Below are 26164 nucleotides of genomic sequence, written 5' to 3'. Positions count from 1 at the left end.
ATAAAGTATCACTTAATGCTTTTCAACAATTATTTTATCATCTATATTTAATAATTAATTCCCTACTAAACTATTAGCAAATGCAGTCGGATCAAACGGTTTTAGATCGTCTACCTTCTCCCCTACCCCTAAAAAACATACTGGTAAGGCGAATTTTTGTACGACTCCTACCACTACACCAGCTTTTGCCGTACCATCTAATTTAGTGACTATCAGACTTGTTATGTTAGCAATAGCGGTAAATTGTGCAACTTGGTTATATACATTCTGTCCAGTGGTCGCATCAATTACTAATATACTATGGTGAGGAGCTGTATCATCAATCTTCTTAATAACCCTAACAATTTTGGCAAGTTCTTCCATCAAATTCTTCTTGTTATGCAACCTTCCAGCTGTATCAATAAATAATACATCAACATCATTTTTTATTGAAGACTGCATAGCAAGATAAGCAACACTAGCAGGCTCAGCTGATTCTTCACCAGCAATAAGCATTGAACCACTTTTATCAGCCCAACTAGATAATTGACTAACAGCAGCAGCCCTAAATGTATCACAAGCAGCAATTGCTACTTTTTTCCCCTGTCTACGATAAATGCTGACTAGCTTGCCTATTGTCGTAGTTTTCCCTGACCCATTAACACCGCAAACTAGGATAACATTAAGCTTCTTATTATGTAATTCAAAATTTTTACTAGTTTTTACCAATAATTGCCCGATAATGTTAGCTAGCTGTTCTTTGATTACCAAACCACTTACTTCTTTATCAAATTTGATAGCTCTTAGTTTATCAACCAGCTCTATTGCCACAGAGGCTGTGATATCTGCAGATATTAACAACTCCTCTAATTCATGTAAAGTTTGCTCATCTAGTTTTTTTTTATAAAATATTTGGTCAATGCCCGAAGATATTTTATTTGAACTATTAACTAATACCTGCTTTAATTTAGTAAATATAGATGTCATTTTACCGCCGCTCTTTTAAGTCGATCATTGATTGCAACGCCAATACCAACCTCTGGGATAGAGGCAACGGCAATTGCTAATCCATTTAATTCTGCGTAATTATCCAATATTCTAAGACTGGCAAATAAGTTGCTAGCAGCGATAGTTAAGTCTCCGGTTAAACTTAAATTAAGCGAAAAATTACCCTCTAGCTTACTATCAGAAAAATTAAGACCTACCTCATTAGCTTCTAAACTCTCTGCATTCAATCTTACTTTAACTCTTGGCGAGTAATGTTTATTCATCATACCCGGAGCTTTAATTTGCATCAAGCTGGATGTTTTATCTAGTTTCTTACCAATTACCTTCTCTAACGCTTCCAGCGTAATAAAACCATCTCGCAAAATAGTTAAGTTATTAGTAGTACTATCTACTATGGTTGATTCTATACCATATTGACACTTACAATCATTTAAATTATCCTCTAAAATAAAAATATCTTGGTCATTTGCAAAATGTTCCTGTACATGCTGTAAAGTCGTGCTACTAATATAACCTGATGGGTTAGCACTAGGGGCTGCTATAGGAGTAGCTGACTTTCTTATTAGCTCCAAAGCAATATTATGTGATGGTATACGAAGGGCAACCGTTGTCATCCCAGATAATACTGATGCTGCTATATTTGCCCCACTTTTTAATGGTACAACAATAGATAAAGGTCCTGGCCAAAACACCTCACTTAACTTAATGGCATCTGCATTAAATTCTCCGATAGTTTTAGCTTGGCTCATGGTTGCCACATGAACAATTAGAGGATTTATGCTTGGACGCTTTTTTATCTTAAAAATCTTCTGACAAGCTTGCTCATTACTAGCATCTGCCCCAAGTCCATATACTGTTTCTGTGGGGAATGCTACTACATTGCCAGATTTTATAAATTTGGCAGCCTGCTTTAATGTATCAGTCATAAAGCACTAAATTTTGCTAATTTATCAAATAATTGGGTAACCATTCTGAGCAACAATAAACGATTATTGGCAATGTTACGATCTTGATCTTTGACCATGATATTATCAAAAAATTCAATGACAGGTTTTAATATTTCTAGTAGTAGGCTAAGAGTTTTAGTAAAATCTTTTTCTGTAATAGAACTATCAATTTGCTTAGAAATAACTCCTAATGATAAAAATAATTGTTGTTCATATTGTGAAATAAAAGCCTTTTGATCAACTTCTCCTTCTATATTACTACCTTCTAGTATATTATTTGCTCTTTTGTAAATAGTTAATAAATTCTCACCATCCACTCCAGCGAGAAACTTTTGTAAAGCACCAAGCTTTATTTCGCTAATCACTAAATCTCTTTCAATATCAAAATCAAGCACCGCATTAATTAACGATATATCATAGTGATTTTTAAAATAATATTTGGCTCGTTCTTCTAAGAACTCTAAAATTATCTGACTAATTTTATTTAGCCCACTATCATCCCCTCCTCCCTTTACGTCTTCAAACATAGTTTGATATAAGTGAACTGCATACGCAACTAATTCCTTAACATCAATATTTAATTTATTAGCTAAAATTATCCTAATAATACCTAATGCTTGCCGTCTGAGCGAATAAGGGTCTCTTGAACCATTTGGCTCTTCTCCTATTAATATCAAACCTACTAAACTATCCAGTTTATCAGCAATCGCCAATATTGCACTATTTCCCATTGGCAAATTATCTGATGGTCCTTGTGGTTTATAATGATCTCTTATTGCCAAAGCAATCTGATCATTTAACCCTTCGGCTTTGGCGTAATAATATCCCATAATACCTTGCAGTTCAGGGAATTCTCCCACCATTTCAGTTGTTAACTCACTTTTACAAAGTTTAGCTGCTACGTGCAAATCCTGATTTCCTGGCATTAGATAATTACAAATATCATCAATTCTCTCTGTTTTTTGTTTGATACTGCCAAGCTTTGCATGAAAAGTTATCTGCTCAAGCTTTGGCAATTTTGATTCTAAACTATTAGATAAATCCTGCTGATAAAAATATAACGCATCAGATAGTCTAGCAGCTAGTACTTTTTCGTTACCACTTATTATAACATTTTGATCATGTCGCATATTACTAACAAAAAGAAAATAAGGGGCAAAATTACCAGCTTGGTCAAAAGTGCTAAAATATTTCTGGTGGCTACGCATTGAGCTAACTAGTACTTCACTAGGTAACTGCAAAAATATCTCAGGTATTTTACCCACCATAACAACTGGCAATTCTATTAGTCCTGTTACTTCTTCTAATAATTTCTTATCCTCTTTTATCACTAAATTAAGTGAATTGGCTATTTTTGATAGCTGACTTTTTATTATCTCCTTACGTTCTTCTTGGTCAATAATGACATTACTCTCCCGCAGCTTATTCTGGTATTCAGAAAAACTGTCTATAGTAATCAGTTCAGGACTAAGAAATCTGTGCCCAAAGGTAATATTATTTGCCGTCAAATGTCCATATTTAATGGCTAGTATTTCTCCATCAAATATACATAAAATATTCCTAAGCGGTCTAATCCAACTTATATCATAATTCCCCCAATACATAGATTTTGACCAAATATACTTACTAATTGCTTTAGGAATTATCTCTTGCAATAATACTCGTATATCGGTTTCTATGGTACTCTTTACTATTATATAATATAATTGCCCTTGCACTAATAGCGTAGATAATTTATTTTGCTCAATATTATTTGATCGACAAAACCCTTCTACAGCCTGCTGCGTTGCCGAAACTTTTGGTCCTCTTATGGTAATTTCTTTTGGTAGTATAGATTTTGGTAAATTTGTAATATGTACAGCAATTCTCCTAGAGCCAACATATAGCTGAACATCAGCAACTAGCTCGCTTTCCTGCAAGATTGTCGTAAATATGGTTTTATAGCTTTCCGCTGCATTTTTCTGAATCAAAGCCGGTATCTCCTCGCTCAAAAGTTCTAATAATAACTCACTCATATTAACTCTTTTTTATCTTCTAGTTACACGAATTTGGGATAAGAATTTGTCAATTCTCATCCCAAATTCGGTAAAATTATCGAAACAATCAGATTTGAGACGGCTCTGCATCTGATTGTTAAATTAATATTTTGCTAAAAACATGATTTTAAAAAATTAAAATCATGTTTTTAGCTTTAGAAAGGTTTAAAATGCATTTGCAAAACCGCTTTAAGAATGCATTTTTCCTTATATTAAAGCCAATTCGGGATAAGAATTAACTAATTCTTATCCCGAATTGAGGTTAATTCTAACCATTTATTACAGCACCTTTTTGCCAAATTACGTATCCTGAGTATGTAAGATGCTCTCTCTGTTACACTAATTACCCCCCGGGCATTTAACAGATTAAAAAGATGACTAGCTTGAATACAATAATCATAAGCTGGCAAAGGTAAATCTGCAGCGATTAATTCATTACATTGTTTCTCACTATCAATAAAATGCTGAGATAATATGGCTACGTCAGCTAATTCTAAATTAAATTTCGAAAATTGTTTTTCAGCGGCAAAATCTACTTCACCATAGGTTAAAGCCTTTTCTCCAACTTGACCATTCCAGTCAAGATTTCTTACCTCATTGATTCCTTGTATATAAAGTGCTAGACGTTCTAAACCATAGGTAATCTCACCAGCCACTGGACGACAATCAATACCACCAATTTGTTGCATATAAGTAAATTGTGATACTTCCATACCATCACACCATATTTCCCAACCAAGCCCAGCAGCACCAAGACTAGGAGACTCCCAATCATCTTCAACAAACCTAATATCATGTTTTTGCAAATCTATACCAAGACATTCAAGACTCTTTAAATATAGCTCTTGTATATCATCAGGAGAGGGTTTTAGTATAACCTGAAATTGATAATAATGCTGCATTCTATTAGGATGCAAAGCGTATCTACTATCATGAGGACGCCGAGAAGGTTGAACGTAAGCTACAAACCAAGGTTTTTTACCAAGAGTTCGTAGTACAGTAGCAGGGTGAAAAGTACCAGCTCCAACATGAGCGTCATATGGCTGCAAAATTACACAGCCATAATCTTGCCAGTAATTTTGCAAGGTCAAGATAATTTGTTGAAATGATAATTTTTGCATATTGGTAAATTTGTTTATTTTTTAGAGGAACACTCCCTATTTTGTAATTAGGGAACTTCCTGCACCTTCGATGTCACCCCACAACTGTTGAAAGTTAAAAAATCGTCATTGCGAGGAGACCGTAGGTCGACGAAGCAATCCATATGACAAGTTTCATGGATTGCCACGCTCACATACGTTCGCTCGCAATGACATATCTTGCACACTTGATAGAAATGGTTAAATCTTACTCCATGTTCCCATTGGACTCTGTTTATAACAGTCAATCATTGGGGTTGCAATAGTTAGTTCATTTATTGTTTTAATTACTAAACTTAAATTGTCTAAGGCATCGTATATTATAACTATTCTCTGAAAGTGAGCAATATAGTGTTTGTTATTAAGAATTGCTTGTATATCAAATGGGGCAATGATTATTAGAATCGTAGCTTGATTAGGATTCTCTAACTGATGAGTAATATAGACTGGTTGTTTTTCTGGTAATGGATCAAGCTTACTACCATGTGGAATAAACTGTTTTCTAGAATAAGTCCATATCATCTTATTCAGTGACTCTTGGACTTCAATATCTGGAGCTAAAACGATAATTCTTAAATTGCTATGATAAGATTTTTCTACTAAAAGACAGGTTGTTTTGTATAGCGATCCTTCGGTAGTATGGTAAAGACTAAATTGTTGCATGATAATTCTCTTAATATTTAAAACTTGATTATCGAGTGTTACATCAAATTCAGGTTATTAGAAGCCCTCTATCTCTACCTTCCAAATCCTGATAAACTTGCTTAACCGTATAACCATAACTAACAAAAATTTCTGTAACAGCTGCCAATTGATTAAAACCAATCTCTAAGAATAATTTACCATTTTGTTTTAAAAATCCCTTGGCTTCTTTAGCGATTATGTAATATGAAGCTAATCCATTATCTTCAGCAAATAAGGCTAAGTGGGGTTCATATTTCAGGGTCTCAGAAGACATATAAACAGTATCATCAAAAGAAATATATGGTGGATTACTTACGATGATATCAAATTCTTGCTTTTCTAGATTATCAAACCAGTTACTATTATTAATTATTTTAAACCTATCAGAAACTTTATGTTTTATAGCATTTTGACTAGCTATAGCAATCGCTTCATTACTTATATCAGTTGCAGTTACATTGCTATTTGGCATTTCCAGTAACAAGCTCAAAGCTATACAACCACTACCTGTGCCAAGTTCCAATATTGCTAGCTCTACATTTGTTTTTATATCGCTTAAAATCGCATCTACAATAATCTCAGTATCTTGCCTAGGAATAAGCACTTTATCATTTACAATAAACTGGTAACTATAAAATTCTTTATATCCTACAATATAAGCTATTGGCTCTAGTAATGTACGCCTATTAACCAAATCCTCAAAAATAATTTGCTCTTGTTGTGTCAATTCTTCTTCTGACCTTGCTAATAAATATTCAATAGATTTACCAGTTACATGCTGCATCAATATGCGTGATTCTAGGTTTGCTGATTTAATACCCACTGCTTGCAACTTGCTAGCAGCATAAATTAAGGATTCTTTTATATTCATGCAATTATTTCTACAATATCCTGTGGCAAAGGTGATTCCAATTCTAATAATTTATCACTTACCGGGTGGGAAAAACTTATATACCAAGAATGTAATGCTTGCCTCTTGAAATCCATTAATTTTTGTGGTACTCTGCTAAAATTAGAGCTAACTTTCTTGCTATTCTTGCCATAAGTTTGGTCTCCTACTACCGAATGTTTTAAATGACTCAACTGTACTCTGATTTGATGAGTTCGCCCAGTAGTAAGTCGACATTCTACCATACTTATAATACCATCAAAAAATATTTCCTCTGTTTTATAATGAGTAACCGCCTCTTTGCCACCAAATTTTAGAATAGTCATTTTTTGCCGTATAATACGGTCTCTGCCAATATTATTTCTTATAACGCCCTCTTGCGGATTGATAATACCCCAAACGAGTGCTTTGTATTTGCGTACAAGATTACGATTTTCTATTTGTTTTGCAAGATGTACATGGGCAAAATTATTCTTTGCTACCACCATCAGTCCTGATGTATCTTTATCCAAACGATGAACTATGCCAGGTCTTTCTAACCCTCCTATGTTAGATAAAGATTTTGCATGATGTAATAAGGCATTTACCAAAGTGTCCTGGTGGTTACCACTACCAGGATGGACTGTCATACCAGCTGCTTTATTGATCACCATTAAATCTTCATCTTCATAAAAAATATCAAGTTTAATATCAGCTTCCTGCATTGTTAATGGATCAGGAGCTTTAAAAAATACTGAAATAAGGTCATTCTCCTTGACCTTAAAGTTAGAATCAGAAATAATCAAACCATTAACTTGTACTTGGAAGTCATTTATACTTTTCTGGACTTGGCTTCTAGATGTTTTACTGATAAGGCTTACCAAAGCCTTATCAAGTCTAAACCCATCTAGATTGTTAGGTACGTTATATTCTTCCATCTACTACGAAATATTTTTTAAAATAATAAAATGACTTATTTAACAAAAAAAATCAACCAACTAAAATGGTTGCAAGCAATTGGTATAGATTATTATTTGTCAGAATCAACTATTAATCAGCAAAAAATACAGATTAATTCTAATAGACCTCTTTCGAAACTCGCTTATGCTGAGGGATTTGAAGGAGACGCTTCACCTCGAACCGCAGCGTACTATAGTTCCGTTACGGATTCGAGTACCGCATCATTGTCCAAATCACCAGCAGAAGTAGAGTTGCGAAAGAGGTCTAATATTAAAGCTAAGCCGATTAGTATTCCATTAGCTCTACCTAGCTCCAACAGTCCTGGTCATTCCCACGTAGGTAAGAAGCCAGAACTTGTACAAAAACAGGATGACATCATTTCGTTGTCTAGAACTTTAGCTGACTCAGCTCGCAATTTAGAAGAATTAAAAAAACTACTAATGGATTTTGATGGTTGTGGTTTAAAGAAATTAGCTAATAAAACCGTATTTGCTGATGGCAATCCACAAAGTTCTATAATGTTTATTGGGGAAGCACCGGGTAGTAGCGAAGATGCACAAGGGATACCATTTTGCGGGGAAAGTGGTAAGTTACTTGATAATGTATTAGCCTCTATCAATATTTCAAGAGAACATAACGCTTATATTACTAACACTGTATTTTGGCGACCACCAGCCAACCGCCAACCAACGCAAGAAGAAATAGATATTTGCCGACCTTTTGTTGAGAAACATATTGCTTTAATAAACCCAAAACTAATTGTTTTAGTGGGAAATGTCGCGGCAACCAGCTTACTTGGCAAAAATGCTGGTATAAGTAAAATCAGACAAGAATATTATTTATATACCAATCAGTATCTTACCAAGCCAATTCAAACCACTTCTATCTTTCATCCTGCCTATTTGCTTAGACAACCAATGCAGAAAAAAACCACTTGGTATGATTTACTAAAAATCCATGAATATATCAATACAAGTGGGATATAGGGTGTTGTCAAACTACCATATACCCTACATTTTTATTTCACTACTGTTAAGGGGTCTTCCGAGCGTCATTGCGAGAAGCCGCTGAAAGCGGCGACGCGGCAATCCAAGATACGCGAAGCGTTACTCTAAAAAAACAACTTCGCTGTTTACCTAGATCGCCACGGCATCTAAAGATGCCTTGCTATGACGATTATAGAAAAATATAGGGTACTATGCCCCCCTACCCCTAGTTGCTTGTTTCACTCCTTTTTCTACAATGATATCTTTTATTGCTACACCTAGATTGACAACACTTTTAGCAAGTTCTCCAGTAGCTATCGCATTGTTTAAAGTACCTTTAGCTATAGTACCAACCTCATGACATGCAGATTTTATCACATTCCCTACTGCATTTAAAATTGGATTATTTTTAACTGCATTAGTTGACCCTTCAAATATTTTTTCAACTTTCTTGAATTGCTCTTTGGCGAAATCTTTTAAGCGACCGGTAAGAGTTAATGAATCATTCAAGCTGTCTAGGGGTTTTTTATGATCTACACTATCAGCAAATGTCCTCAGTTTTTCAAATGAACTCATAAATTTCTCAAAAACCTCTCCAGCTTTTTCAAATTCTAATTTCTCTACCCCAGAAAGAGCCTTACTAGTAGTACCAGCAAAAAGCCCACGGGCTTGTTCAAGATTCTTTTGTACATCCTCTAGTTGTTTCAAAGCTAGAAAAGTGTTAGGCATTTCTCCTATATGACTCTTTAGCTCTTCTGCAGACAAACCTTCTTGGGCTTCTTTTGGTTTTTGAGTTACAGCTTCCTTATAAGACGGTAGAGAATCCACTTTTGGATTATTATCGTCACTTTTACTCATAATATCCTCTATTTTAATTATACTATTCACCTAGAAGCTATCATAAAAGTAACTGCACCGCAACCACTAAAAATCTAAATCAGCATAACAAGGTGGTGGAGTGAAACATGGTATTTGGTCATATAATAAGGAGCGGAAGCTAGGTCTAGATTTTATGATTGCATACCAATGACGAATAGACAGCCATTTGTCCCAACTAATTTCGCCAAAATAATCTAGAACCGATATATGACAGGCAGCAGCTATATCTGCACAACTTAAGGAATTTGAGGCAATAAAGCTACGTAGCTCCAATAAACTGGACATATAGTTTAAATGGTGTGATAAATTAGTCTTTGCTGCTCTAAGAAAATCGGTCCTAGGGCCACCTAATTGGCAGAAGGACCTTACTATTTTTTCATCGATAATAATTTTTGTTACTTCACGGTAAAATTTTTCGTTAAACCAACTGAGCAACCTACGAATTTCACATTTAATATCAATATCTTCATCGATAAAATTAAAATTTGGATATTTTTCATGTAAATACTCAGTGATGGGATAAATTCCTGCTATAATTAGAGTGGACGCCTCTTGTAAGACAGGTGTCGTCCCCGCCTGATTTAAAGATAAAAATTCCTTATCTCGAAGCCAATAATCCTCCTTAACCATAGTAAACTGCACATCTAGCTCTTTTAAATACACCCGAACTTGACGTGATAATGGACAAATAGGATAATGGTATAATGTTCTCATATCCCTTATTTAAACATTAAATCTAAAATGCACCACATCTCCATCCTGCATTTTATACTCCTTGCCCTCTAAACGCATTTTACCCATTTCTTTGGCTTTCACTTCACCATTAAAATTTATATAATCCTCATAACTAATAACCTCAGCCCGGATAAAACCTTTCTCAAAATCAGTATGAATAATACCGGCTGCTTGAGGAGCTAGCGTACCATTACGAATGGTCCAACCATGTGTTTCTTTGGGATCAACAGTAAAAAAGCTTCTTAGGTCTAATAAGTTATACATTTCTTTGATAATTTTACTTAGACCCGTTTCCACAAGACCCATACTATTTAAGAATTCAGATTTCTCTTCGTCACTTTCTAAAATTGCAATATCCGCTTCAATTTTTGATGAAATAATAACATGTTTTGCACCTTCTGCCTTAGCTTTTTTGGCTACAAGTTCCGTAAATTTATTACCAGTAACCGCATCTTCTTCCAGTACATTGCAAGCATAAAAAACCGTCTTAGAAGTTAATAATTGTAATTGTTCCAAAGCCTCTTTACTATAAGTCCCAATCATGCTACGGACTGGTTTACCTATTGCGAGAGTTGCTTGAATCTCTTTTAATAATTCTACTTGCTCTTTTAAAGCTTTATCGCCTGTTTTCAAACGTTTCTCAGAATTTGTTAAGCGTTTTTCTACCGATTCAAGATCTGCTAAAATTAATTCTGTTTCTATTATCTCAGCATCATATATTGGATCGATCTTATTATGCACATGAGTAATATCTATATCTTCAAAACAACGTAGTACGTGCAAAATAGCATCGACTTCTCGTATGTGAGATAAGAATTTATTACCCAGCCCCTCCCCTTTACTAGCACCTTTTACCAAACCTGCAATATCTACAACTTCTATATAAGTAGGAATAATTTTAATAGAATTAGCAATAGCTGCCAACTCATTTAGCCTATCATCCGGTACTGATACTATAGCAGAATTTGGTTCTATAGTGCAGAAAGGATAATTAGCCGCTTCTGCTGCAATACTAGAAGTTAACGCATTAAATAAAGTTGATTTTCCTACATTTGGTAAACCAACAATACCACATCTTAGTGTCATAAATCTTTCCTTAAATAATATGCTTCCGAATATTTATCATAACCACTTCTTACAAACTCTAATTTAAAACCTAATTTTTCATAAAATGGTTTGGCCTGCCAATCAGCAGTATTTAAAGTCATAAATTTACAATTACGCTCTCGTGCTAGATTTTCTGCCTTGGACATTAGAAAAGTACCATAATTCTGACCTCGAAAATCTTTAGAAACCCATAACGTATCAACGTGTAAACAACCATACATAAGTACACCTTTTACACCAGCAACAAAGTTTTTATTATTATCAAAACACGAGAAGGAAAAAGATTGGACGGCATCAAGACCCTTCTTGTTTTTAGCAAGTTCATCTAACCCATCCTGCATTATCTTTGAATATTGTGCATCCATATCATCTGCATAGACACAAGTTAATTGTTGTTTCATATTTAAACGATGCTCCTTTTAAACTCTTCCATTTCACCTAAAAGCAATAAACGGAAATTATTAATTATTACCTCAATGGAATTAACAATAATTTTATACTCTTCTTTAGAAAAAGCAGATAAGACGTAATCCGATATATCATCTTTAGCAACCGGTCTTCCTACCCCGATTCTGATACGGTGATAATCATTTCCTATACACTGATCCAATGATTTTAGCCCATTATGTCCACCACTACCACCAGCCAATTTATATTTTATTCTACCAGTTTCTAAATCTATATCATCATGTAAAACAAAAATATTTGGTGGTTTGATATTATAGTAAGAACATATTGCTTGTACTGCCTTTCCAGAAAGGTTCATATAAGTTAGAGGCTTTGCTAATAGTAACTTATGTCCGTCTATTACCCCTTGAGTCAGTTCAGCCTGAAATTTGGATTTTGTATTCCAAGAAATTTTATAATATTCTGATAAATAATCAATAGCTATGAAGCCAACATTATGGCGAGTATTTTGATACCCTTTGCCTATATTGCCCAAACCTACAACAAGTATATATCCTTTGTCTTCAGATTTAAGCATATTATAATATCATTAGAGAGCGATTTGTATACTCGATGAAAATCAAGAATTGTGTTGTCATTATCCAATATCTGCGGTGTTCACATACTATATGTACGCCTAGCACCTCAACCCACAACTGTTGAAAGTTAAAAAATCGTCTATTAGCGAAGCAGTGTTGTAAGGCTTAAACCGTCTATTAGCGAGCGAACGTACGTGAGCGTGGCAATCCATGAAACTTGTCATATGGATGCTTCGTCGACCTACGGTCTCCTCGCTAATAGACGATTTTAACTTTCAACAGTTGTGGGTGATATCCAAGACATATTACCCTTATAGCTTCAAAAACAACTACTTTGCCGGCTTCACTTCCTCAGTTGCAGCTTCTTCATCTTCTGACTTACTACCCTTACGACCAATTATAGTAGCCATAATAAAATCATTTTTACTAGCTAGCTGGACTCCTTCAGGGAGTTTAATGCTTTTTGCTTTTAAAGACTGACCGATATGCATGTTGGTAACATCAATATTAATATTTTTAGGTATATTATTGACATTACATAAAAGAGTTATAGTTCTTTTTATTATATTGAAGAATCCACCTCTTTTAACTCCCAAAGCTCTTTCTTTACCCTCATAGACTACCGGCACTTCCATTCTTTGGGTTTTTTCCTCTAAATGGACAAAGTCAACATGCCTAACTATGTCAGTGATAGGATGCAATTCTACAGCCTTTGGTAACACTTTATGCGTTTTACTACCCACTTTAATTTGAATAACTGTAGAGATAAAACCGGGTTTTCTATAATGCTTAGTTATCTCTTTTTCTTCGATAGAAACGGCTAAGGCTTCTTTACCTGCTCCATAAACTATGGCTGGCACCATACCTTTCCTACGTAGTTCTCTTGCGACTCCCGTACCAAATTTCTCCCGCATTTCTGCTGCAAGTTCTAATAGTTCACTCATCTTTTTCTCCTAAGAGCTTTTAAAGCATAGATGATAGTACTAAATGTTAAAAAATTCAAGTATTAATTTGACAAGCAGCTTTAAAGCTGCTTACATTAATGCCACAGGGTAATTTCAAAATTGTAATCAATTCTAAAAAAATATCATTGCCCAACTAAAAGCGGGTATGATATCTTTTTTGCTGACCCTACTATTAAGAGTTAATAAGGAGGTATTTACATGTCGAAAGATAAAGATCAACAAATAGAAAGTGTGTTATCACAGGAAAAAGGTAAATTACTGGATACAATAAATTCTATAGGGAATCTTTTAAAGGCTAATGAACAATTAGAAAATAGTAGACATCTACAACAGAAAGTGAAAGATTTAAAGAAAGAATACCCTTCTTTACCTTGGTTTAGAAGGTTTGTACATACTGTTACACAAGTAAAATATCTGTTTATAAAAAATGATGAGGAAATTGCTGAAGAAAAGAGAAGAATCAACAGAGATGTACTCAAAGGTGTTGACAAGATATTAAGAGATGTAGGTAAACAAAACTTATCTTTACAGGAAATTATAGATATAGAGTTACAAGCAGGATGTAATAAGATCCTAACCAAAGAACTATCAGAGAAACAACTAGAACGGGTAAAAGGATTAAGAGAATCCTTAGCAAATTTAGGTATATCTCATGAAAAATTTAGCCAAATTGTACCACAAGTTTATAATGCTGATGAAGCAAAGGCACTACACCAAGAAAGAATAAGACTGTTACACGTACAACAAGACCTAGTTAAGTTGCTAAAGGCTAATGATAATATTAAAGAACTTCTTACAATAAAGAAAGAATTAGCAGAATTGTGGGAAGAATTACCATCAACATGGCTAGATGGTCTTAAAAAAATTACTGCAAAGATTAAGCATGTTTTCGTAAATACTCCAGAACAAATTTTAGAAAAAAACATACCTCATAATAATAAAATATTAAAAAGGGTTGATGAGGGATTAGAGATCACTGGTAAAAACATAAAAGATTCAACAGTAGCTAGAACAAATAAGTTACTGGAAAAACTAAAAGAACTTGAAGGTAGAGATATACTAAAGCTCAGGTCAGGCAAAGTAGAAGCTTTAAGAAATGAGCTTGAAACCACTTTTATATCTGCAGTTACTGCTTCACATCCATTGTCTATAAGCCAAGATTTGGCTCAATCTCAAACCATGTCATCATCAATGCCTGAACGGATAATAGCTAAACGCCCAGCACCACCTCCCCCACTTATGCGTACTACGTCGATGCCGAACCCAACTATTCATCAAGCAGCGGAAAACACTATAACAAGATCTCTTTCATCTTCACCCCTTCCCCATACATCATTGCAGGATTCACAAAATATTCAGCATAGAGAGGAAACTAAACCGAAAACACATATAGCTGGTAAAGGTAAAGCACCATCTCCTCCACCGTTGCAGAATCAAGAGGTGCAGCAAGCAGCAGAGTCTGCTATACCTCCAGCTCCTCCGTTGCCGAGTCAAAATACAATACTGCGTCAAGCCCCACCGCCTCCTACACATTCTGTGCCGTTGCAGAACCAAGATGTTCAGCAAGCAGTGGGAAATGCTATGGCAGGTCAAGCTCAGAAGGCAGCAGCAGTAGTAACACCGAAAGGACAAGGAGAAGATAGGGGAGCATTATGGGATGAAATTAGGAAGGGGAAACAACTTAAAACGGTAGCACCCACAACAACCTATCCAGCACCTCCACCGCCTTCGCCATCAGGTTCTGATCATGACAAAGCAACAGTAAGAGAGCAAGGGGAAGGAAAGACAAACTTCTTAACTGAAATGGTACTGAAGGCAAAGCTTAGGGAAGAAAAGCTATCTGAATCAGGGAGAAATAAAGCACTAGAAGAACTAGAGGAAAAACAAAAAACACCACCTACTCGATCTTCTAGCCCAGTGGAAAATCTCTTTAAGGAAGCTTTGGTAGAGAGATTTAAGGCATTTCATGATGATGAAGATGATGAACCTGAACATGCTGATCTTGTGAAACTTATTACAGAGAATAAGATCGATGTAGCTACTCGTAAGAAGCTTGAGAAACAGGCTGGTGTTGAAAATGTTGGTGAGTTAGTTAAATTTATTCAGGAAGAGTTTAATGAGTTTGATGATTATTATGATGAAAAGAAAGAAGCAATACAAAAAAACGTCATCCAGCAGCTAGAGAAGATTAAGGAAAATCTTGATAGAAGAGAAAAGTTACCGTCTACCCCTGTTGCTAACGTTGATACGACAAAAGGACAATTCCCACCAAAGTTACAGTCAGCAGCAAAAGCTATTGGAGAAAATCTCCCCATGACTCCAAAAGATGGATACAAAACCCTTCCTCCTACTCCATCCCCCAAACTAGTTGCTATCAAAAAAGAGCCTAGTTCTAGGGAAGTATAGTAATTTATGCGAATTTGGGATAACATCTAGGCTACCTCATGTCTTGTATACTACTCCCGCGAATTCGGGATAAGAATTAGTTAATTCTTATCCCGAATTCGGTGAAATTATAGATTGCTTCGTCGACCTACGGTCTCCTCGCAATGACGTATATGTCTATTAGCGAGCGAACGTACGTGAGCGTGGCAATCCATTTTGCTAAAAACATGATTTTAACTTTAGAAAGGTTTAAAATGCATTCGCGTTAGCTGCTTTAAGAATGCATCTTTCCTTATATTAAAGCCAATTCAGGATAAGAATTAGTTAATTCTTATCCTGAATTCTTATGTTATTGTTACTGATTATGACACATATAACAACTATTGATTGTAATTTTAAATTATTTTTTAATTTATGATTAAATTGTTGTTGATTATTTAAATATTTGGTATATAGTTGATCTAGGATAAAAAAATAGCTTTATGCAAACTACCTTACCTGATCGCTCACTAGTGATTAAAGAAAAACTAGATAATATTAGTAAAGAAATCCTATATGTAGGCAAATCAAAAATAGCAATGATTATCTTATACTAATTGCAATAATTAACACGGTGTTAAAAAATGGGTTTTTAACTGATAAATAGGTACTCAAATAGCTAGGTTAATATTACCGTAAGGGGCACCGTCAAGTTAAGTAAAATAGTATCAAAAAGAGCTATATTTTTAGATTTCAGGCAGCAAGAAGTCTTTGAGTGGCTTCGTCCCAAATGGATTTAGCTGATGCAAATGCAATTCTTTGCTCAATTGCTGTTTTACTATATCTTCCAACATTTACGGCAAATATATTTCTGACTTTTCCCATCAGTGATAATTTACAGTGGGCTGAATTAGGATGCTTAAATTTAATTAATATCTTCTCGTTGCGCCTAGTTGGTTGATGAGCATTCTCAACACGATTATTTAGTCTTTTATGAGTGCGATGCTCAGTTTTAGGGCACATAAGCTGAATCGGCTTAATGTAACTTCTGAGCTTATCAGTAACAATTACTCTTGGAGCTGGATAATGACACAATCATTTTGATAAAAAACGAATAGCTGATTTTTTGTTACGACGCTTCTGCAGTAATACTTCTAATTCATGCCCCTCAGAGTCAACAGCTCTCCATAATATCAATACCTCGCCTTTAATCTTAATATTCATCTCATCTAAATGCCATTTATCAGTTGGTTTCCTCTCTCGCTTTCTGATAACATCTTGAAAATAAACCGCAAATTTATTGCACCAAAATCTTACTGTCTCATGACTTAAAATAATACCTCGATAGGCCATCTGTTCTTGTACATCTCTGTAACTATTATTGAATCGATGATATAACCATACTGCATGGCTAATAATGATTACTGGAAAACGATGTCTCTTTGGGGATTGAATAATACCAATTGCAATAATTAACACAGTGGTCTAAGATGGGTTTTTAACTGATAAAAGGTACTCAAATGGCTAGGTTAATATTACCACAAGGTTTTCATGGTCATGATTTTATAAAAATGATGAAACATGAGCCGCATGGTCGAAATCGTATACGTTTATTGGCGATGTATCACCTTCAATTAGGCAAATCTTTTAAAGCCATATCTGAAATAGTGAAGTCACACTGGAAAACCGTGCAATCATGGCTCAGAAGATTTGGGAATCATGGTTTTGAAGGATTATTTGAATCACAAAGAAGCGGTGCCCCTAGGAAGATTAACACTATACAAGAATCTGCTCTTTTTGATAAAATCAATACGCTCAGTAAAAGTAAAACTGGTGGGTATATAACTGGAAAAGAGCTACATATCATGTTACTTGAGGAATATGGTGCTAAATGTGCTTTAAAAACAGTCTACAATACTATGCACCACCTTGGTTTTAGCTGGATTACTTCTCGTTCAATGCATCCAAAGTCAAATCAAGAGACTCAAAATAGATATAAAAAAACTTTCCAGACATGTTAACAAAATTATTACCAAAAAATATCGATAGATGTAAAGTTGATATATGGTCTCAGGATGAAACTAGAGTTGGGCAACAAGGTAGCTTAACTCGTATATGGGCTAAGCGTGGCACTAGACCCCGTAAAGTTCGGCAACAGCAATTTATTTCAACATATATTTACGGAGCTGCTTGCCATGAGACAGGAGAAGCTTGTGCATTAATTTTACCATATGCAAACACACAGGCAATGAATAAATTCTTAGAAGAGCTTTCTCGCAGTATTCAAGGCAACCGACATATAGCTTTACTAACGGATAATGCAGGTTGGCACACAGCCAAAAAACTAACTGTGCCAAGCAATATCACTTTGATACCGCTTCCGCCCTATGCACCGGAACTTAATGCAATGGAACAAGTTTGGGGAATGGATTAAAAATCATTTCTTGTCTAACCAATGTTATGGTGTATATGAAGATATCGTTACTATGGCTTGTTACGCTTGGAATCAACTTGCTCATAATGTAGATTTAGTAAAATCAATTATGTATAGAGATTGGATAAATACACCGTGTTAATTATTGCAATTGGTATTATTCAATCCCCAAAGAGACATCGTTTTCCAGTAAGCATTATTAGCCATGTTGGACGAAGCCACTCAAAGACTTCTTGCTGCCTGAAATCTAAAAATATAGCTCTTTTTGATACTATTTTACTTAACTTGACGGTGCCTTTTACTTAACTTGACGGTGCCAGTACTATCTTTAATATTTTTTTTAATTAGTGGAAAAGTTATAATCTGCTATAATGAATTCTTTACATAATTCAAAGGAAATTGTAGTGCAAAAATTTCTAAAATATTCAGTAGCGTTACTCATTTTAATAATTGCTATACTGCTAATAACACCTCTATTTATTTCCTTAGAATCATATACAAGACTAGCTTCTGATAAAGTCAAAGAAACAACTGGTAGAGAGCTGCAAATTAATGGAGATATCACCATCTCTTTGCTGCCCACTCCGACTATTACCATTAAGGATGTAACTCTTACTTCTCTACCTAATGCCCATTATCCTTCTTTATTGGAAGTTAAGGAAGTATCTGCTTCTCTTTCTATATTATCCTTACTTAAAGGAAAGATAGACATTTCAACGATTGAAATTAACAAACCAGTAATTAATTTAGAACGGATGCTTAATGGTGTGGCTTCTTGGGAATTTGCCAAAATACCAAGCAATGTTAGTAAAACTTCAATGGGTGAAATGAATGATAACAAGGCACCGTTTTCTTTATATATCAACTTAATTAAAATCGTTGATGCTAAGTTAAATTATGTTGATTTTGCTGATAAGACTAAGGGTAATAATGCTATCCCAACAACAATAGATATTGATAGATTAGAAATCAAAGAGCTGCACGGCCCATCTGATTTAGCTTGTCAGTTTTATTCTTCCGGTAAGAATTATGATGTCAAAGGTAATATACAAGACAAGCAAGGTGTCATAACTTTAACCATAGATTTAAATGCCCTACAAGAAAAGGTTAATTTCTCAGGTAACTTTGCTTACGACAATATGACTTTTGCTGGACAGCTCAAACTGGAAGGAGCTGCTAAAAATCTGCAAAATATTTTTCCTGATATACCTATCCTACATGATTTAGATCATAAACTAACTTTTAATATTAATAGTGATAAGAAATTATTAAAAATTAGTGACATTGATTTTACCGCAGGTAAGATATTAGCTAAGGGTAACGCTAACTTCCATTTTGCAGATAATAAGGTAGATTTAAGAGTTAAATTATTAGATAAGACATTTTTTCTAGCAACAAGCTTTGCCTATTTAGATCAAAATTTATCTCTAAATGACATTAATTTTACTGCAGATAAAGCTAATTTAACAGGCAATGTTGGGGTTAAGGATTGGGATCAAGAGCTAGTGGTTTCTTATAATGTAAAAATTAGTGAGATACCCACCATTGCTAGTTTATTTGGTAAGACTCTACCGATTAGTCTTGGAGATATGTGGCTAAAGGGTGAGACTATTAAACAACAAAAATTTCTTAAAACTAATATAAATAAATTTACTCTTGAGTTTAAAAAGAAGCCTATAAATTTCAGTGGAGCAGTAACTATCAATTTAGTGTCTGCTAAACCAAAAATTTTATCAGATATAATGATAGCTTCCCTAAATTTAGATGATTTCACTGATGTGCCATCTAATAGCTTATCTACTAGTTCTGGGCAAAGTGTAAATAATTCTGTGCCTTGGTCTAAAGACATTATAGATTTATCATTTTTAAATAAGCTTGATGGAGACTTAACTTTAACTATACAAAAGATCATTAAAGGAAGCCTGATCTTTGATAATGTCAAAACTACTATGTTACTTGCGGGTGGTGTGCTGGATATTAAATCTTTAAATGGTAATTTATTTGGGGGAAGTTTAACCGCTACTGGACAAATTTCTTCACAAGTTAATCAACCTGTTAGTTTTAAAGCTAGTCTTAAAGATGCTAAGTTAAAAAATATAGTCTCACAGGGCAATAAAATTAAAGTTACGCAAGGGACGGTTAATCTAATAACAGATCTCAAAACAAAAGGTCAGAGCCAATTTCAATATGTAGGTAACTTATTCGGTAAAGCAACATTAACAGCATCTGACGGTATAGTTAGTGGATTTGATCTGCAAAAACTATTAGATAGCCTTAGAAATATTAGAGACCTTCAAACTATTTTAACAATGCTCGATGGTTTCTTTGCAAGTGGTGAAACAAAGTTCCAAAAACTAGTAGTAGATAGTGAAATAACAGAAGGTATAATTAACATAACAAACGGTAAGTTAGATGCTGCCTCGTCAGAGATAACAGTTACTGGAAATGTTAACCTGCCTAAATATACACTTGATATAGATAGTGTTATTAATGTAAATATAAATTCGATACCACCATTGAAAGTTCGCCTTTATGGCAATCTGAATGTTCCACAACATAAACTTGATACTAACGCATTAAAGGAATATCTCACGAAAAATTTAGTAAATAGTTTGGTTGATGGCGTTAAGAAAGGTACAAAGCCTGAAGATATATTAAAAAATATTATTGGAGGAAGAAAAAATAAACAATCTGAAGGAGAAGGAACACAAAACGATCAACATGTAGAACCTTCTAATAATGTTCCTGTCAACAAAGTAAAATCTACCATTGAGAAAGGATTGAAAGGGTTATTTAAATAAAATAGTCATCCTGAACCGTCATTGCGAGGGGCTGCGACAGCACCGTCAAGTTAAGTAAAGTAGTATCAAAAAGAGCTATATTTTTAGATTTCAGGCAGCAAGAAGTCTTTGAGTGGCTTCGTCCAAAATGGATTTAGCTGATGCAAATGCAATTCTTTGCTCAATTGCTGTTTTACTATATCTTCCAACATTTACGGCAAATATATTTCTGACTTTTCCCATCAGTGATAATTTACAGTGGGCTGAATTAGGATGCTTAAATTTAATTAATATCTTCTCGTTGCGCCTAGTTGGTTGATGAGCATTCTCAACACGATTATTTAGTCTTTTATGAGTGCGATGCTCAGTTTTAGGGCACATAAGCTTAATCGGCTTAATGTAACTTCTGAGCTTATCAGTAACAATTACTCTTGGAGCTGGATAATGACCCAATAATTTTGATAAAAAACGAATAGCTGATTTTTTATTACGACGCTTCTGCAGTAATACTTCTAATTCATGCCCCTCAGAGTCAACAGCTCTCCATAATATCAATACCTCGCCTTTAATCTTAATATTCATCTCATCTAAATGCCATTTATCAGTTGGTTTCCTCTCTCGCTTTCTGATAACATCTTGAAAATAAACCGCAAATTTATTGCACCAAAATCTTACTGTCTCATGACTTAAAATAATACCTCGATAGGCCATCTGTTCTTGTACATCTCTATAACTATTATTGAATCGATGATATAACCATACTGCATGGCTAATAATGATTACTGGAAAACGATGTCTCTTTGGGGATTGAATAATACACATAGCACTGAAATTTAGGTAACAATTGTCACTGATAATCTATAAATTATTCCCTACATTTGCTCAATACTTAATTTACATTTCTCTTAACTTGACGGTGCCTAAGTTATTATTTTCTTATTGACTTCCATTACGGATGCTCGTGTATTTTCAAATCCAATTCGTAGGATCATTCGAGTATATATATTGATATTAGTAGAATAATTTGTTATATACACTATTTGGATTAACCAAAATTATTTAGGCTACAAGAATAATTTTATTAAAAACTGATTATTAATTGCGGTCGTGGCGAAATTGGTAGACGCACAGCCTTGAGGGGGTTGTTCTTAACAGAGTGGAAGTTCAAGTCTTCTCGACCGCACCAATTCCATATGTTTCAACTTAGTTGTCTTATAAAACCTAACATGTTAGAATACAAGTGACTCATCCTTCTTGGCTATTGAGGGTACTTTTAGAAAATTCAGTATATATACTCAAATCATTTGAGTATACTCGGTGAACTTCAAGAATTAAGGTCGTCGTATCTAAAAATCGAAGCTGCTCCGTTACTCATGTATGCTCTGCTGCTCGACTTTGCTACTGCCTAGCTCTTCTTGAAGTTGACCTTCGTACTAACTCTTGAAATCATAGCAGTATACTCAAACGAGGAGTTATGCAAAATCAATCAAAAAATATGTTGTCGGTTCATCAAAACCAATTTGACGAAACATTTGAGCACATTAATAATCTTCTGAATAATGATGAATTTGGCAAAGCAATAGAGATTATGAGTAATCTTCACTATGCAGATCTTGCAGATTTTTTAGATAATATAAATCAGAAAACTTATAAAACAATTCTTCCTTTGTTACAGGATACACTAAAGCCTGAAACTTTAGTACAGCTTAGCGTGAACAGTAAACCACTTATAATGCAAATTTTAGGTGTACAGAAAAGTGTACAGCTAATTAATCAACTTGCTATAGAAGATGCTGTTGAAGTTATCGAGGATCTTGATGATCTAACAAAAGAAATGATCTTAAATAATCTCAAAGCAGAAAAAAGACAGCAAATTATAGAAGGCTGTACTTACCCAGAAGATACTGTTGGTAGGGTAATCGAAAGAAATTTTGTGTCATTTCAAGAAGATTGGACAGTAGCCACGGCTATAGATTTTATTAGACACAAACATATAACACAAGATTTTCATGCTGCTATTGTACTCGACAGTAAATACCGACCTATAGGTAGTATACTTCTAAGCACTTTACTGAAGCATAAAGGGGATAAGTTAGTAAAAGATCTTATGAATCCTGAATTTAAAATTACCGATGTATTCACTAATTTAAGTGAGTTAAGTTTTATTTTTAAACAATATGCTCTAACAATTGTACCAGTGGTGAATAAAAGCGGTAAGTTAATAGGTACCGTTTCAATAGATAGTATGCTTTACATCATTGAACAACAAACCGAAAAAGATATAATGTCACTCGGTGGCGTTCATACTCAAGATACATTTTACAATCTATTTTATACTGTGAGACACAGATTCCCTTGGTTATTTGTCAATTTAATTACTGCTTGTATGACATCGATAATTATTAACCAGTTTAGTATTACAATCTCAAAACTTATAACACTAGCAGCTATTATGCCTATTGTTGCTTCTATGGGAGGGAATGCCGGCACACAAGCCATGACAGTGACAGTTAGAGCACTTGCCAACAAAGATATTCACCATAATAATGTGCTGAGAGTGATTCTTAAAGAAATAGCTGTATGCGGATTTAACGGCTCTATATTGGCCTTAGTTGGGGCACTATTAAGCTTAGCAATGCTTTCTGATCCAAATCTTAGCTTGATTTTCTCCATAGCCGTTATCCTAACGTTTCTCATAGCTGGTCTTTTTGGCTCAGTAATACCAATTACTCTACATTATTTAAATATTGATCCCGCCACTGGCTCAGGTGTATTCTTAACCACCATAACTGATTCATTTGCATTTTTTACCTTTCTTACTTTAGCTTATACTTTTTTGGTGTAATACCAATTGTAATAATTAACACGGTGTTATAAAATGGGTTTTTACCTGATAAATAGGTACTCAAATGGCACCGTCAAGTTAAGAGAAATGTAAATTAAGTATTGAGCAAATGTAGGGAATAATTTATAGATTATCAGTGACAATTGTTACCTAAATTTCAGTGCTATGTGTATTATTCAATCCCCAAAGAGACATCGTTTTCCAGTAAGCATTATTAGCCATGCAGTAGGCACCGTCAAGTTAAGTAAAATAGTATCAAAAAGAGCTATATTTTTAGATTTCAGGCAGCAAGAAGTCTTTGAGTGGCTTCGTCCAAAATGGATTTAGCTGATGCAAATGCAATTCTTTGCTCAATTGCTGTTTTACTATATCTTCCAACATTTACGGCAAATATATTTCTGACTTTTCCCATCAGTGATAATTTACAGTGGGCTGAATTAGGATGCTTAAATTTAATTAATATCTTCTCGTTGCGCCTAGTTGGTTGATGAGCATTCTCAACACGATTATTTAGTCTTTTATGAGTGCGATGCTCAGTTTTAGGGCACATAAGCTGAATCGGCTTAATGTAACTTCTGAGCTTATCAGTAACAATTACTCTTGGAGCTGGATAATGACCCAATAATTTTGATAAAAAACGAATAGCTGATTTTTTATTACGACGCTTCTGCAGTAATACTTCTAATTCATGCCCCTCAGAGTCAACAGCTCTCCATAATATCAATACCTCGACTTTAATCTTAATATTCATCTCATCTAAATGCCATTTATCAGTTGGTTTCCTCTCTCGCTTTCTGATAACATCTTGAAAATAAACCGCAAATTTATTGCACCAAAATCTTACTGTCTCATGACTTAAAATAATACCTCGATAGGCCATCTGTTCTTGTACATCTCTGTAACTATTATTGAATCGATGATATAACCATACTGCATGGCTAATAATGATTACTGGAAAACGATGTCTCTTTGGGGATTGAATAATACACATAGCACTGAAATTTAGGTAACAATTGTCACTGATAATCTATAAATTATTCCCTACATTTGCTCAATACTTAATTTACATTTCTCTTAACTTGACGGTGCCCTTGTTACGCTTGGAATCAACTTGCTCATAATGTAGATTTAGTAAAATCAATTATGTATAGAGATTGGATAAATACACCGTGTTAATTATTATAATTGGTATAAAACAGCAATTGAGCAAAGAATTGCATTTGCATCAGCTAAATCCATTTTGGACGAAGCCACTCAAAGACTTCTTGCTGCCTGAAATCTAAAAATATAGCTCTTTTTGATACTATTTTACTTAACTTGACGCTGCCTTTTTTTGTGCTAGTACAAAAGCTTCCAAAACCTGCTAACGTCAATCTTTGATTGCTTGCCATTTGCTGAATATTCTTAAATATTTGTTCGACTATTTCCTCGCATATAATACTTGATAGCCCTAGCTTAGATTTTAATATGTGAGCAATTTTCTCTCTAGTAATAGTCTTAGTTGTTACCATCTGATTAAAACCGATCCCCAAGTTATTCCAGCACCGATAGCTGTAAAAAGGAGTATATCACCTTTTGTGATATTAGCATAAGATTTAAGAGAAGCAAGAGCCAAAGGGATTGAAGCAGCAGAACAATTGGCATGCTGCGCAACCGTTTTTACTACTTTACTTGGATTAATTTTTAGTCGCTCTATAACTGCATCTATAATCCTTATATTTGCCTGATGTGGAATAAAATAATTAACATCATCTATGGTAAAATTATTATTATGTAATATGTCTTCAGCTGATTTGCTCATTTTTCCTACTGCATGCCTAAAAACTTCCCGTCCTTTCATTTTTATTTTACCGCTTTTGCCATCTGTACTTACACCACCATCAGTGTAAAGAATATCAAAATAACGACCATCCGAGTAAATATTACTATCTATTATACCAGAACTATCCTCACTATATTGCAGAATTACAGTACCAGCACCATCACCGAATAAGATGCAAGTAGTTCTATCGCTCCAATCTAGTAGAGACGACATTTTTTCAGCACCAACCAGTAATATTGTTCTATATTTTCTAGATTCAATCAAAGAGTCAGCAACATGTAAACCATATACAAAACCCGAACATACCGCTTGGAGATCAAATGAAGGTACATTATTAAGCCCAAGATAACCTTGTAACTTAGAAGCTATAGAAGGAAAACTATTATCTGGAGTGGTGCTGCAGGTAATTATTAAATCTATAGATGATGCCTTTAATCCAGCATCATCTAGAGCATTCTGACTGGCTTTAAGAGCTAAATGTGACGTATATTCATCGTTCCCGGCAATGTGCCTTTGTAATATACCCGTCCTTGAGCGAATCCATTCATCGTTGGTATCAACCGATAACGATAATTCTGCATTGTTAACAATGCGTTCCGGCAAATATGCACCACACCCAAGAATTTTACAAGCCATACTG

The 26164-nt window shown here is 34.5% G+C and carries 26 protein-coding genes, 1 tRNA gene and 1 pseudogene; 10 read left to right on the top strand and 18 right to left on the bottom strand.

What is annotated here, in order from left to right:
• Positions 1 to 54: 54 nt before the first annotated feature.
• The 7 genes from ftsY to ACFE3K_RS01915 all read right to left on the bottom strand — a co-directional run bounded on the left by ftsY (position 55) and on the right by ACFE3K_RS01915 (position 7599).
• Positions 55 to 966, bottom strand: a complete 912-nt coding sequence (gene ftsY, locus ACFE3K_RS01945; RefSeq protein ID WP_375359147.1) for a signal recognition particle-docking protein FtsY — start codon at positions 964 to 966, stop codon at positions 55 to 57.
• Positions 963 to 1913, bottom strand: coding sequence for an L-threonylcarbamoyladenylate synthase (locus ACFE3K_RS01940; RefSeq protein ID WP_375359146.1), 951 nt, complete (start codon positions 1911 to 1913; stop codon positions 963 to 965). Before ACFE3K_RS01940 ends, ftsY begins: the two co-directional genes overlap by 4 nt.
• The gene (glyS, locus tag ACFE3K_RS01935; RefSeq protein WP_375359145.1) at positions 1910 to 3949 is read right to left on the bottom strand and encodes a glycine--tRNA ligase subunit beta; all 2040 of its coding nucleotides are present in this window, start codon (positions 3947 to 3949) and stop codon (positions 1910 to 1912) included. Before glyS ends, ACFE3K_RS01940 begins: the two co-directional genes overlap by 4 nt.
• Positions 3950 to 4209: 260 nt before the next feature.
• Positions 4210 to 5091, bottom strand: a complete 882-nt coding sequence (locus ACFE3K_RS01930; protein ID WP_375359144.1) for a glycine--tRNA ligase subunit alpha — start codon at positions 5089 to 5091, stop codon at positions 4210 to 4212.
• 219 nt (positions 5092 to 5310) lie between these two features.
• Positions 5311 to 5772, bottom strand: a complete 462-nt coding sequence (locus ACFE3K_RS01925; RefSeq protein WP_375359143.1) for a DNA polymerase III subunit chi — start codon at positions 5770 to 5772, stop codon at positions 5311 to 5313.
• Between the two features lie 49 nt (positions 5773 to 5821).
• Positions 5822 to 6664, bottom strand: a complete 843-nt coding sequence (gene prmC / locus ACFE3K_RS01920) for a peptide chain release factor N(5)-glutamine methyltransferase (RefSeq protein WP_375359142.1) — start codon at positions 6662 to 6664, stop codon at positions 5822 to 5824.
• Positions 6661 to 7599: an RluA family pseudouridine synthase gene (locus ACFE3K_RS01915; protein ID WP_375359141.1), complete on the bottom strand. Its 939-nt coding sequence runs from the start codon at positions 7597 to 7599 to the stop codon at positions 6661 to 6663. The genes prmC and ACFE3K_RS01915 overlap by 4 nt, the downstream gene beginning before the upstream one ends.
• Positions 7600 to 7629: 30 nt before the next feature.
• On the opposite strand from ACFE3K_RS01915, the gene ACFE3K_RS01910 reads away from it, so the two are divergent.
• Complete coding sequence (locus ACFE3K_RS01910) at positions 7630 to 8607, top strand: uracil-DNA glycosylase family protein (protein WP_375359140.1); 978 nt, start codon at positions 7630 to 7632, stop codon at positions 8605 to 8607.
• A gap of 210 nt (positions 8608 to 8817) precedes the next feature.
• On the opposite strand, the gene ACFE3K_RS01905 is transcribed toward ACFE3K_RS01910, so the two are convergent.
• The 6 genes from ACFE3K_RS01905 to ACFE3K_RS01880 all read right to left on the bottom strand — a co-directional run bounded on the left by ACFE3K_RS01905 (position 8818) and on the right by ACFE3K_RS01880 (position 13258).
• Positions 8818 to 9495 carry a hypothetical protein gene (locus ACFE3K_RS01905; RefSeq protein ID WP_375359139.1) on the bottom strand — a complete coding sequence of 226 codons (678 nt, stop codon included), beginning with the start codon at positions 9493 to 9495 and terminating at the stop codon, positions 8818 to 8820.
• Between the two features lie 36 nt (positions 9496 to 9531).
• The gene (locus ACFE3K_RS01900; protein WP_375359138.1) at positions 9532 to 10200 is read right to left on the bottom strand and encodes a glutathione S-transferase family protein; all 669 of its coding nucleotides are present in this window, start codon (positions 10198 to 10200) and stop codon (positions 9532 to 9534) included.
• Positions 10201 to 10209: 9 nt separating this feature from the next.
• A complete protein-coding gene (gene ychF / locus ACFE3K_RS01895) occupies positions 10210 to 11307 on the bottom strand; it encodes a redox-regulated ATPase YchF (RefSeq protein WP_375359136.1) in 1098 nt (365 codons plus the stop codon).
• Entirely contained in the window at positions 11304 to 11729 is a 426-nt protein-coding gene (locus ACFE3K_RS01890; RefSeq protein ID WP_375359135.1) for a GNAT family N-acetyltransferase, read from the bottom strand. The genes ychF and ACFE3K_RS01890 overlap by 4 nt, the downstream gene beginning before the upstream one ends.
• Before the next feature lie 2 nt (positions 11730 to 11731).
• Positions 11732 to 12313 carry an aminoacyl-tRNA hydrolase gene (gene pth / locus ACFE3K_RS01885; protein WP_375359134.1) on the bottom strand — a complete coding sequence of 194 codons (582 nt, stop codon included), beginning with the start codon at positions 12311 to 12313 and terminating at the stop codon, positions 11732 to 11734.
• A 330-nt stretch (positions 12314 to 12643) separates the two neighbouring features.
• Entirely contained in the window at positions 12644 to 13258 is a 615-nt protein-coding gene (locus ACFE3K_RS01880; protein WP_375359133.1) for a 50S ribosomal protein L25/general stress protein Ctc, read from the bottom strand.
• Positions 13259 to 13477: 219 nt separating this feature from the next.
• Between ACFE3K_RS01880 and ACFE3K_RS01875 the strand changes: the two genes are divergently transcribed.
• Positions 13478 to 15685, top strand: a complete 2208-nt coding sequence (locus ACFE3K_RS01875; protein ID WP_375359132.1) for a hypothetical protein — start codon at positions 13478 to 13480, stop codon at positions 15683 to 15685.
• Between the two features lie 711 nt (positions 15686 to 16396).
• Here ACFE3K_RS01875 and ACFE3K_RS01870 read toward each other — a convergent pair.
• Positions 16397 to 17122, bottom strand: a pseudogene (locus ACFE3K_RS01870) (IS6 family transposase).
• A 41-nt stretch (positions 17123 to 17163) separates the two neighbouring features.
• Here ACFE3K_RS01870 and ACFE3K_RS01865 point away from each other — a divergent pair.
• From ACFE3K_RS01865 to ACFE3K_RS01845, 5 genes are all read left to right on the top strand, one after another.
• Positions 17164 to 17664 (top strand): helix-turn-helix domain-containing protein, encoded by a 501-nt coding sequence (locus ACFE3K_RS01865; protein WP_375359131.1) that lies wholly within the window; start codon positions 17164 to 17166, stop codon positions 17662 to 17664.
• Entirely contained in the window at positions 17658 to 18077 is a 420-nt protein-coding gene (locus ACFE3K_RS01860) for an IS630 family transposase (protein WP_375359130.1), read from the top strand. Before ACFE3K_RS01865 ends, ACFE3K_RS01860 begins: the two co-directional genes overlap by 7 nt.
• Positions 18046 to 18219, top strand: a complete 174-nt coding sequence (locus tag ACFE3K_RS01855; protein WP_375359129.1) for a hypothetical protein — start codon at positions 18046 to 18048, stop codon at positions 18217 to 18219. Before ACFE3K_RS01860 ends, ACFE3K_RS01855 begins: the two co-directional genes overlap by 32 nt.
• Positions 18213 to 18383, top strand: a complete 171-nt coding sequence (locus tag ACFE3K_RS01850) for a hypothetical protein (protein WP_375359128.1) — start codon at positions 18213 to 18215, stop codon at positions 18381 to 18383. The genes ACFE3K_RS01855 and ACFE3K_RS01850 overlap by 7 nt, the downstream gene beginning before the upstream one ends.
• Before the next feature lie 98 nt (positions 18384 to 18481).
• A complete protein-coding gene (locus ACFE3K_RS01845; RefSeq protein ID WP_375359127.1) occupies positions 18482 to 20878 on the top strand; it encodes an AsmA family protein in 2397 nt (798 codons plus the stop codon).
• A 90-nt stretch (positions 20879 to 20968) separates the two neighbouring features.
• Here ACFE3K_RS01845 and ACFE3K_RS01840 read toward each other — a convergent pair whose 3' ends face one another.
• Positions 20969 to 21679: an IS6 family transposase gene (locus ACFE3K_RS01840; protein WP_375358967.1), complete on the bottom strand. Its 711-nt coding sequence runs from the start codon at positions 21677 to 21679 to the stop codon at positions 20969 to 20971.
• Between the two features lie 279 nt (positions 21680 to 21958).
• Here ACFE3K_RS01840 and ACFE3K_RS01835 point away from each other — a divergent pair.
• The 3 genes from ACFE3K_RS01835 to ACFE3K_RS01825 all read left to right on the top strand — a co-directional run bounded on the left by ACFE3K_RS01835 (position 21959) and on the right by ACFE3K_RS01825 (position 24029).
• Positions 21959 to 22043: transfer RNA gene (locus ACFE3K_RS01835), tRNA-Leu, on the top strand.
• 288 nt (positions 22044 to 22331) lie between these two features.
• Entirely contained in the window at positions 22332 to 23702 is a 1371-nt protein-coding gene (gene mgtE, locus ACFE3K_RS01830) for a magnesium transporter (RefSeq protein ID WP_375359126.1), read from the top strand.
• Positions 23703 to 23867: 165 nt separating this feature from the next.
• The gene (locus ACFE3K_RS01825; RefSeq protein ID WP_375359125.1) at positions 23868 to 24029 is read left to right on the top strand and encodes a hypothetical protein; all 162 of its coding nucleotides are present in this window, start codon (positions 23868 to 23870) and stop codon (positions 24027 to 24029) included.
• On the opposite strand, the gene ACFE3K_RS01820 is transcribed toward ACFE3K_RS01825, so the two are convergent.
• From ACFE3K_RS01820 to ACFE3K_RS01810, 3 genes are all read right to left on the bottom strand, one after another.
• Positions 23983 to 24693, bottom strand: a complete 711-nt coding sequence (locus ACFE3K_RS01820) for an IS6 family transposase (protein WP_375359124.1) — start codon at positions 24691 to 24693, stop codon at positions 23983 to 23985. The genes ACFE3K_RS01825 and ACFE3K_RS01820 overlap by 47 nt on opposite strands.
• A 238-nt stretch (positions 24694 to 24931) precedes the next feature.
• A complete protein-coding gene (locus ACFE3K_RS01815) occupies positions 24932 to 25213 on the bottom strand; it encodes an HU family DNA-binding protein (RefSeq protein WP_375359123.1) in 282 nt (93 codons plus the stop codon).
• On the bottom strand, positions 25207 to 26160 hold the full coding sequence (locus ACFE3K_RS01810; RefSeq protein WP_375359122.1) for a beta-ketoacyl-ACP synthase III: 954 nt from the start codon (positions 26158 to 26160) through the stop codon (positions 25207 to 25209). Before ACFE3K_RS01810 ends, ACFE3K_RS01815 begins: the two co-directional genes overlap by 7 nt.
• Positions 26161 to 26164: the final 4 nt, after the last annotated feature.

This window comes from Candidatus Tisiphia endosymbiont of Neophilaenus lineatus, assembly GCF_964264975.1.
Classification (GTDB): Bacteria; Pseudomonadota; Alphaproteobacteria; order Rickettsiales; family Rickettsiaceae; genus Tisiphia.
The sequence above is the reverse complement of the archived record's forward strand: the minus strand, read 5'-3'. Positions and strand labels throughout refer to the sequence as shown.

Bases quoted from the DNA above. Each gene is read 5' to 3' on its own strand.
- ACFE3K_RS01915 (WP_375359141.1), bottom strand. From the start codon at position 7,599: ATGGAAGAATATAACGTACCTAACAATCTAGATGGGTTTAGACTTGAT.
- ACFE3K_RS01875 (WP_375359132.1), top strand. From the start codon at position 13,478: ATGTCGAAAGATAAAGATCAACAAATAGAAAGTGTGTTATCACAGGAA.
- ACFE3K_RS01860 (WP_375359130.1), top strand. From the start codon at position 17,658: ATGTTAACAAAATTATTACCAAAAAATATCGATAGATGTAAAGTTGAT.
- ACFE3K_RS01930 (WP_375359144.1), bottom strand. From the start codon at position 5,091: ATGCAAAAATTATCATTTCAACAAATTATCTTGACCTTGCAAAATTAC.
- ACFE3K_RS01900 (WP_375359138.1), bottom strand. From the start codon at position 10,200: ATGAGAACATTATACCATTATCCTATTTGTCCATTATCACGTCAAGTT.
- glyS (WP_375359145.1), bottom strand. From the start codon at position 3,949: ATGAGTGAGTTATTATTAGAACTTTTGAGCGAGGAGATACCGGCTTTG.
- ACFE3K_RS01880 (WP_375359133.1), bottom strand. From the start codon at position 13,258: ATGAGTGAACTATTAGAACTTGCAGCAGAAATGCGGGAGAAATTTGGT.
- prmC (WP_375359142.1), bottom strand. From the start codon at position 6,664: ATGAATATAAAAGAATCCTTAATTTATGCTGCTAGCAAGTTGCAAGCA.
- ACFE3K_RS01825 (WP_375359125.1), top strand. From the start codon at position 23,868: ATGTGTATTATTCAATCCCCAAAGAGACATCGTTTTCCAGTAAGCATT.
- ACFE3K_RS01840 (WP_375358967.1), bottom strand. From the start codon at position 21,679: ATGTGTATTATTCAATCCCCAAAGAGACATCGTTTTCCAGTAATCATT.
- ACFE3K_RS01855 (WP_375359129.1), top strand. From the start codon at position 18,046: ATGCAATGGAACAAGTTTGGGGAATGGATTAAAAATCATTTCTTGTCT.
- pth (WP_375359134.1), bottom strand. From the start codon at position 12,313: ATGCTTAAATCTGAAGACAAAGGATATATACTTGTTGTAGGTTTGGGC.
- ychF (WP_375359136.1), bottom strand. From the start codon at position 11,307: ATGACACTAAGATGTGGTATTGTTGGTTTACCAAATGTAGGAAAATCA.
- mgtE (WP_375359126.1), top strand. From the start codon at position 22,332: ATGCAAAATCAATCAAAAAATATGTTGTCGGTTCATCAAAACCAATTT.
- ACFE3K_RS01890 (WP_375359135.1), bottom strand. From the start codon at position 11,729: ATGAAACAACAATTAACTTGTGTCTATGCAGATGATATGGATGCACAA.
- ACFE3K_RS01820 (WP_375359124.1), bottom strand. From the start codon at position 24,693: ATGTGTATTATTCAATCCCCAAAGAGACATCGTTTTCCAGTAATCATT.
- ACFE3K_RS01925 (WP_375359143.1), bottom strand. From the start codon at position 5,772: ATGCAACAATTTAGTCTTTACCATACTACCGAAGGATCGCTATACAAA.
- ACFE3K_RS01815 (WP_375359123.1), bottom strand. From the start codon at position 25,213: ATGGTAACAACTAAGACTATTACTAGAGAGAAAATTGCTCACATATTA.
- ACFE3K_RS01940 (WP_375359146.1), bottom strand. From the start codon at position 1,913: ATGACTGATACATTAAAGCAGGCTGCCAAATTTATAAAATCTGGCAAT.
- ftsY (WP_375359147.1), bottom strand. From the start codon at position 966: ATGACATCTATATTTACTAAATTAAAGCAGGTATTAGTTAATAGTTCA.
- ACFE3K_RS01810 (WP_375359122.1), bottom strand. From the start codon at position 26,160: ATGGCTTGTAAAATTCTTGGGTGTGGTGCATATTTGCCGGAACGCATT.
- ACFE3K_RS01865 (WP_375359131.1), top strand. From the start codon at position 17,164: ATGGCTAGGTTAATATTACCACAAGGTTTTCATGGTCATGATTTTATA.
- ACFE3K_RS01910 (WP_375359140.1), top strand. From the start codon at position 7,630: ATGACTTATTTAACAAAAAAAATCAACCAACTAAAATGGTTGCAAGCA.